We start from the raw sequence: 7477 nt of genomic DNA on the forward strand, positions 1-7477 counted from the left end.
ACGCCGCTCATCATCTCCGGCCCGAGCCAGGACCGCTCCGAGCTCTACATCAAGGTCGACAAGCTGATCCCGAAGCTGACGTCCGAGCATTACGAGCTCGACGAGAAGCAGCGCACCGTCACCCTGACCGAGGAGGGCAACGAGTTCGCCGAGCGGCGGCTGCGCGAGATGGAGCTCCTGCCGCACGACGCCACGCTCTACGACCCCGAGAGCACCAACATCGTCCACCACGTGAACCAGGCACTCAGGGCGCACGTCCTCTTCCACCGGGACAAGGACTATATCGTCCGGAACGGCGAGATCATGCTGATCGACGAGTTCACCGGCCGGATGATGACCGGCCGGCGGCTCTCGGAGGGCCTGCACCAGGCGATCGAGGCGAAGGAGGACGTGGCGATCCGGCCGGAGAACGTGACGCTCGCCTCCGTCACCTTCCAGAACTACTTCCGCCTCTACGAGAAGCTCGCCGGCATGACCGGCACCGCCGCGACCGAGGCGGACGAGTTCTTCGAGATCTACAAGCTCGGCGTGGTCGAGGTGCCGACCAACATGCCGGTGATCCGCGCCGACAACGACGACCAGGTCTTCCGCACCGCCCGCGAGAAGCACGAGGCCATCGTCGCCGAGATCAAGCGCGCCCACGAGGCCGGCCAGCCGATGCTCGTCGGCACCACCTCGATCGAGAAGTCCGAGGCGCTCTCGGAGATGCTGAAGAAGGCCAGGGTGCCGCACAACGTGCTGAACGCGCGCTACCACGAGCAGGAGGCCGAGATCGTCGCCGAGGCGGGCGTCGAGGGCGCGGTCACCATCGCGACCAACATGGCCGGCCGCGGCACCGACATCCAGCTCGGCGGCAACATCGACATGCGCGTCGCCAAGGAGCTCGAGGCCGCCGCGGCCGAGGAGCGCCAGGTCGATCCCGCCGCGGTGCGCGCGCGCATCGAGGCGGAGATCGCCGACGCTCGCGAGAAGGTGCGCGCGCTCGGCGGGCTCTACGTCCTCGCCACCGAGCGGCACGAGAGCCGGCGCATCGACAACCAGCTGCGCGGCCGGTCCGGCCGCCAGGGCGACCCGGGGCGGACGAACTTCTACCTCAGCCTCGAGGACGACCTGATGCGGATCTTCGGCTCCGACCGGCTCGACTCGATGCTCGGGCGGCTCGGGATGAAGGAGGGGGAGGCGATCGTCCACCCCTGGGTCAACAAGGCGCTGGAGAAGGCGCAGGGCAAGGTCGAGGCGCGCAACTTCGACATCCGCAAGAACCTGCTCAAGTACGACGACGTGATGAACGACCAGCGCAAGGTGATCTTCGCCCAGCGCCGCGAGATCATGGAGTCGAACGATCTCTCCGACGTCGTCACCGACATGCGCCACCAGGTCGTCGAGGATCTGGTGAGCGAGCACGTCCCGGCCAAGGCCTATGCCGACCAGTGGGACATCGACGGACTGGCCGCGCAGGTGCGCCACGTCTTCGGGGTCGATCTGCCGATCGCCGCCTGGGCCGAGGAGGAGGGCGTCGACGACGCCGACATCCGCGAGCGGCTGCTGGCGGCGACCGACGCGCAGATGGCCGACAAGTCCGCCCGCTACGGCGCGGAGACGATGCGCGCCATCGAGAAGCAGGTGCTGTTGCAGACCATCGACACCAACTGGCGCGAGCACCTCGTCACCCTCGATCATCTCCGCGGCGTCGTCGGCTTCCGCGGCTATGCCCAGCGCGATCCGCTCAACGAGTACAAGACCGAGGGCTTCCAGCTCTTCGAGGGGCTGCTCAACCGGCTGCGGATCGAGGTGAGCCGGATGCTCGCCCACGTCCAGGTGCTGACGCAGGAGGAGCAGCAGGCGATGCTGGAGGCGCAGGCCCGCGCCCAGGCGGCGCAGCTCGCCGCCGCGCGCCCCGCGCCCGCCCAGCCGGCCGAGCCGGCCCGCATCCCGGCCATGGCCGGCGCCGGCCCGGCGCTCGCCGCCGGCGTCGATCCGGGCGATCCCGGCACCTGGGGCCAGAGCGGCCGCAACGATCCCTGCCCCTGCGGCTCCGGCAAGAAGTACAAGCACTGCCACGGCCGGGTGTAGCGGCGGCGCGACCTCTCGGTCGCCGCTCGTCCGTACAGACCTTGTCGCACGCGTGCGACAGCGTGCAAGTTATTGAACGCGCTCGTATATTCTGAAAGCGTTCATTCTTCCTTCATCAAGGTTAACCGTGTTGCGGAGGGCCGCCTCGCGTCAGTCCGCTTGCGTGCCCGCAGGCGCGCGGCGGAAGGGGCCGTAGGCGGTGAGGACCTCGATCTCCTCGTCGACCGCTCGCGCCTCGGCCTCGAGATACTGCGCGACGGCGCGGGCGAAGCCTGCGTCGGCGATCCAGTGCAGCGAGTGGATGGGCGTCGGGACGTAGCCCCGCGCCAGCTTGTGCTCCCCCTGGGCCCCGGCCTCGACCCGCGCGAGGCGGTGCGCGATCGCCCAGTCGATCGCCTGATAGTAGCAGAGCTCGAAATGCAGGCAGGGGTGGTCCTCGACGCAGCCCCAGTAGCGGCCGTAGAGCGCGTCGCGGCCGATGAAGTTGAGCGCCCCCGCCACCCACCTGCCGCCGCGGCGGGCCAGCACCAGCAGCGCGTCGTCGCGCATCGTCTCCTGCACCCGGTCGAAGAAGGTGCGCGTGAGGTACGGATGCCCCCACTTGCGGCTGCCGGTGTCCTGGTAGAAGCGCCAGAAGGCGTCCCAGTGCGCCGGCTCGATGGCGGCGCCGGTCAGCCGCACGATGTCACCGCCGAAGGCGTGCGCCCGCTCGCGCTCCTTACGGATCGCCTTGCGCTTGCGCGAGGAGAGGTCGGCGAGGAAGTCCCCGAAGTCGGCATAGCCGCGGTTCTGCCAGTGGAACTGCTGCGTGGTGCGGGCGAGGAGCCCCGCCGCCTCCCCCCACGCGCGTTCGGCCTCGGTGCAGAAGGTCATGTGCCAGCCGGAGACCTTCGTGCGCTCGGCCAGCGTCAGCGCCCCCTGCAGCAGCGCCGCGCGCCCCTCGGCCTCGAACCCCGGCCGGGTCAGGAAGCGCCGCCCGGTGGCCGGCGTGAAGGGCACCGCCGACTGCAGCTTGGGATAGTAGCGCCCGCCGGCCCGCTCCCAGGCGTGCGCCCAGTTGTGGTCGAAGATGTATTCGCCCTGGCTGTGGCTCTTGGCGTAGAGCGGCATCACCGCGATCGGCAGCCCCTCGGCGCGGGCGACGAGATGCCGCGGCATCCAGCCGCTGCCCCGCCCGACCGAACCCGAGGCCTCGAGCGCGGAGAGGAAGCGGTGGGTGGTGAACGGGTCGACGGGCCGGACGCCGCCGTCGCCGGCGCAGGCGTCCCACTCGGCCGGGGCGATCTCGCCGAGGCCGCCCAGAACCGTGATCTCGATGCTTGCCCCTCCGTCCATCCGGCCTCCGCGGGTTCGCCTCAGAGATGGCGGGGAAAGCGATGGCGTCAATGGGCCTGGCCGCGCCGGCGGCGACCGGCCGCGGTTCCGAATTGTTCCAGCTGTCTCGGCTCACGCCGCCGTGAGGTCGCGACCCAGGCGATGGCGAGCATCACCGGCAGCTCCAGGGCGAGGGCGGCGTCGGGCCCGAGGCGCGGCGCGAGGACGAAGATGCGGAGCGTGCCGAGGAGGGGGCCGGCGGCGAGGAGGAGGAGGAGCGCGAGCGCGCCCCCGGCGAGGAGGCCGCGGCTCATGACGGGAGCGGCGGCCGGTACCCCTCGAAGGTGATATTATCGGCGACCGTGCGGGCGGCGGCCTCCTCGGCCGGGCTGCGGACCGTCCAGGTGAGGACGGGCAGGCCCTCGGCCTTCAGCCGGGCGACCGCCGGGTTGGCGAGGTCGCGGTGGTCGTGCGAGATGAAGGCCACGCCCAGGCGCTCCGCGTCGGCGAGGGCGGCGAGCTCGGCCAGCCGGTAGTCGGGCAGCACCCAGTCGCCGCCGTCGAAGGCACAGGTGGTGAGGCCGCGCGGCCGCCCCGGCGCCCGCTCCGCCAGCGCCGCCACCGAATGCGGGTTGAAGGACATGAGCGCCACCGCGCCGTCATAGCCGGCGAGCAGCTCGGCCACCCGCGCCTCGAGCGGCCCGACGTCCGGCCCGAGCGCGCCGTCCTGGTCCTTGACCTCGATGAGGAGCGGCGCCCGCCCGGCGACGAGCGCCAGCACCTCGGCGAGCGTCGGCACCGTCTCGCCCCCGACGAGCAGCGGCGTCGCGGCGAGCTGGGCGGCGGCATAGTCGCGCACCAGCCCCGGCAACCCGGTCAGCCGCGGCATCTCGTCGTCGTGGAAGACCACCGCCTCGCCGTCGGCGCTCCGCTGGATGTCCATCTCGATGCCGTAGCCGGCGGCGATCGCCGCGGCGAAGGCGCCGCGGCTGTTCTCGGCCACGCCCTTCGCGCGGTCGTGCAGCCCGCGGTGGGCGAGGGGGACGCCGAGGAAGGCGCGCGGCAGCTCAGGCGATCTCGAAGACACCTTCCACCTCGATCACCGCCCCGAGCGGCAGCGCCGCCATCCCGACCGCCGAGCGCGCGTGCCGCCCCGCCTCGCCGAGCACGGCGACGAGGACATCCGAGCAGCCGTTCATCACCTGCGGCTGCTGGGTGAAATCGGGGGCGGAGTTCACGAAGCCGGTCAGCTTCACCACCCGCCGCACCCGGTCGAGATCGCCGCCGCAGGCGGTGCGCAGCCGGGCGAGCAGCTGGTGCGCGCAGGTCGCCGCCGCGGCCGCCCCCGCCTCGACGCTCGTCCCGGCCCCGAGCTTGCCGGTGATGACCCCGTCCGGCCCGCGGCTGACCTGGCCCGAGACGTAGACCATGCTGCCCGAGACCACGAAGGGGACGTAGTTCGCCTCCGGCGCCGGCGGGTCGACGAGGGTGATGCCGAGCTCGGCGAGGCGGGCGTCGATCTTCGAGGGCATGGGGCACTCCTTCGGCCGTTTCGCGCGGAGCCTAGACGCTTTGCCCCGCGGCGGCGAGGGGGGTTGATCGGGGCGCCGGCCGGCGGGATGATGCGGAGGCGCCCGGAGGACTCCCATGCAGCCCGAGATCACCGGCTTCTTCCACCGCCCGACCAACACCGTCTCCTACGTCGTCGAGGACCCGGAGACCGCAGCCTGCGCGGTCATCGACAGCGTGCTCGACTACGACCCCGACGCCGCTCGCACCGGCACGGCGCATGTCGACGGGATCATCGCCCACATCCGCGGCCGCGGGCGGACCCTCGAGTGGATCCTCGAGACCCATGTCCACGCCGACCACCTCTCGGCCGCGCCCTACCTGCGCGACACCCTCGGCGGGCGCATCGCCATCGGCGCGCGGATCACCACCGTCCAGCACACCTTCGCCGTCATCTACAACGCCGAGCGCGGCTTCGCCCGCGACGGCTCGCAGTTCGACCATCTGTTCGAGGACGGCGAGACCTTCGCCATCGGCAGCCTCGAGGGCGAATATCTCGCCACCCCCGGCCACACCCCGGCCTGCGGCTCCTACCGGATCGGCGACAACATCTTCGTCGGCGACACCCTCTTCATGCCCGACTACGGCACGGCGCGCTGCGACTTCCCCGGCGGCGACGCGCGCACCATGTACCGCTCGATCCGCCGCATCCTCGCCCATCACCCGCAGACCGTGCTCTGGATGTGCCACGACTACGGCGCCCCCGGCCGCGAGGAGTTCGCCTGGCGCACCACCGTCGGCGCGGAGCGCGAGCAGAACCCGCAGGTCAGGGATGGCATCTCCGAGGACGAGTTCGTCCGCCTGCGCGAGGCGCGCGACGCCACCCTCGGCACGCCGAAGCTCCTCATCCCCTCGATCCAGGTCAACATGCGCGCCGGCAACCTGCCGCCGCCCGAGGACAACGGCACCCGCTACCTCAAGGTCCCGGTCAACGTCATCGGGCGCAAGGACTGACCGTTTACCCGCCCCGCGGGTGGAATCCTTTACCGAAGCCCGCTAAGCAGGCGGCTCGGGAGGAACGGCCGTTGCGGAAACTCGCGATCCTGATCGGGCTTGTGGCGGCCGTCGCCGCCTGCAGCCGGGCGCCGGGCGGCGACACCCTCGCCTACGACCCGAACGAGCCGTTCAACCGCCAGGCGCATGCCTTCAACCGCGAGCTGGATGCCGCCGCCTTCGGCCCGGTCGCGCGCGCCTACGGCACGACGGTGCCGCAGGACGTCCGGCACAAGGCGGCGAACCTGCGCGACAACTGGCGCCTCCCCGGCCAGGTCATCCAGTACGGCCTGCAGGGCCGCGGCACCGCGGCGGCGAAGTCGACGACCCGCTTCGCGGTCAACACGCTGCTCGGCCTCGGCGGCCTCCTCGACATCGCGGCCGAGATGGGGCTGCCCTACGAGGAGACCGGCTTCGACGAGGTCTTCCACAGCTGGGGGATCCCCGAGGGCGGCTATCTCGAGCTGCCGGTCGGCGGGCCGGGCACCGAGCGCGACTGGACCGGCTATGCCTTCGACCAGCTGCTCGACCCGACCTGGTACGTGCTGCCGGTGGCGGCCTCGAACGCGCTCCTCGCGCTCGGCGGGCTCGACATCGTCAACGACCGCTACGAGCTCGACCCGGTGGTCGAGGCGCTGCTGCACGAATCCGCCGACAGCTACAGCGCCCAGCGCATCGCCTACCTGCAGAACAAGCAGGCGCGGCTCGCCGGCGGCACCGACATCGACGAGCTGGAGGACATCTATGCCGATCAGTGACACGATTTCCGATCGCGCGACCGGCAAAGGAAGGGCCGCCCCCTCCCCATCCGTCCCGCGCCGCAGCTTCCTCCTCGGCCTCGCCGCCCTCGGCCTCGCCGTCACCCTGGGCCGCCCGGCTTCGGCCGCCTCGACCGCACAGGCCGAGGCGCTGGTCGGCAAGCTCTCCGGCGAGCTGACCCAGATCGTCAACTCCGGCCGCGGCGAGGGGCAGGTCTACGCCGGCTTCGAGAGCCTGCTCGCGCGCTACGCCGACATGCCGGCGGTCTCGGCCAGCGTGCTCGGGCCGCCCTGGCGCGGCGCGACCCAGGCGCAGAAGCAGGCCTTCGTCGCCGCCTTCCAGCACTATCTCTCCCGCCGCTACGGCAAGCAGTTCCGCGAGTACCGCAACGCGCGGATCGAGATCACCGGCGCCCGCGACGGCGGCAAGGCCGGCGTCCTCGTCACGACGCGGGTGGTGCGGCCGGGCCAGGAGTCGATCGCGGTCGACTGGCAGATCAGCGACCGCAGCGGCAGCACCCGGGTCGTGAACCTCATCATCGAGGGCGTCTCGATGCTCGCCAGCGAGCGGGCGCAGGTCGGCGCCATGCTCGAGGCCCAGCGCGGCAGTATCGACGGCCTCATCGCCCAGCTCCGGGCGACGGGATAGAGGGGCGACTCCGCGTTCCAGGCGCGCCCTCCCCACGCGTCCCGCCCGAGGCCTTGGCCTCGGGCAGCGCCCGCCCCGCCCCAGGCGGGCGCTTCTCGCCCGCCGGGTCGGGCGCTGCCCT

8 protein-coding genes are annotated in these 7477 nt (G+C 71.9%); 4 read left to right on the top strand and 4 right to left on the bottom strand.

Features of this window, described 5'->3' with window-relative positions; translation table 11 throughout:
* Positions 1-2073 (top strand): preprotein translocase subunit SecA (gene secA / locus Q0112_RS05345; RefSeq protein WP_297972458.1); only part of this gene is annotated, 2073 nt, incomplete at its 5' end.
* A gap of 150 nt (positions 2074-2223) precedes the next feature.
* Here the strand turns inward: secA and Q0112_RS05350 are convergent.
* From Q0112_RS05350 to Q0112_RS05365, 4 genes are read right to left on the bottom strand one after another with little or no spacing between them, the layout of a single operon-like run.
* A complete protein-coding gene (locus Q0112_RS05350) occupies positions 2224-3408 on the bottom strand; it encodes a GNAT family N-acetyltransferase (protein ID WP_297972461.1) in 1185 nt (394 codons plus the stop codon).
* Positions 3409-3455: 47 nt separating this feature from the next.
* On the bottom strand, positions 3456-3701 hold the full coding sequence (locus tag Q0112_RS05355) for a hypothetical protein (protein WP_297972463.1): 246 nt from the start codon (positions 3699-3701) through the stop codon (positions 3456-3458).
* Complete coding sequence (locus tag Q0112_RS05360; protein ID WP_297972465.1) at positions 3698-4474, bottom strand: glycerophosphodiester phosphodiesterase family protein; 777 nt, start codon at positions 4472-4474, stop codon at positions 3698-3700. The genes Q0112_RS05355 and Q0112_RS05360 overlap by 4 nt, the downstream gene beginning before the upstream one ends.
* Entirely contained in the window at positions 4455-4919 is a 465-nt protein-coding gene (locus tag Q0112_RS05365) for a RidA family protein (RefSeq protein ID WP_297972468.1), read from the bottom strand. Before Q0112_RS05365 ends, Q0112_RS05360 begins: the two co-directional genes overlap by 20 nt.
* Before the next feature lie 115 nt (positions 4920-5034).
* Here Q0112_RS05365 and Q0112_RS05370 point away from each other — a divergent pair, with 115 nt between their 5' ends.
* From Q0112_RS05370 to Q0112_RS05380, 3 genes are all read left to right on the top strand, one after another.
* The gene (locus Q0112_RS05370) at positions 5035-5910 is read left to right on the top strand and encodes an MBL fold metallo-hydrolase (RefSeq protein ID WP_297972471.1); all 876 of its coding nucleotides are present in this window, start codon (positions 5035-5037) and stop codon (positions 5908-5910) included.
* A gap of 71 nt (positions 5911-5981) precedes the next feature.
* Complete coding sequence (locus Q0112_RS05375; protein ID WP_297972473.1) at positions 5982-6707, top strand: VacJ family lipoprotein; 726 nt, start codon at positions 5982-5984, stop codon at positions 6705-6707.
* Complete coding sequence (locus Q0112_RS05380) at positions 6694-7356, top strand: phospholipid-binding protein MlaC (protein WP_297972476.1); 663 nt, start codon at positions 6694-6696, stop codon at positions 7354-7356. The genes Q0112_RS05375 and Q0112_RS05380 overlap by 14 nt, the downstream gene beginning before the upstream one ends.
* Positions 7357-7477 lie beyond the last annotated feature (121 nt).

Source organism: uncultured Amaricoccus sp., assembly GCF_937858865.1.
Taxonomy (GTDB): Bacteria; Pseudomonadota; Alphaproteobacteria; order Rhodobacterales; family Rhodobacteraceae; genus Amaricoccus.

Coding starts and splice junctions, on each gene's coding strand:
- Q0112_RS05355 (WP_297972463.1), bottom strand. CDS start 3,701: ATGAGCCGCGGCCTCCTCGCCGGGGGCGCGCTCGCGCTCCTCCTCCTC.
- Q0112_RS05380 (WP_297972476.1), top strand. CDS start 6,694: ATGCCGATCAGTGACACGATTTCCGATCGCGCGACCGGCAAAGGAAGG.
- Q0112_RS05365 (WP_297972468.1), bottom strand. CDS start 4,919: ATGCCCTCGAAGATCGACGCCCGCCTCGCCGAGCTCGGCATCACCCTC.
- Q0112_RS05350 (WP_297972461.1), bottom strand. CDS start 3,408: ATGGACGGAGGGGCAAGCATCGAGATCACGGTTCTGGGCGGCCTCGGC.
- Q0112_RS05370 (WP_297972471.1), top strand. CDS start 5,035: ATGCAGCCCGAGATCACCGGCTTCTTCCACCGCCCGACCAACACCGTC.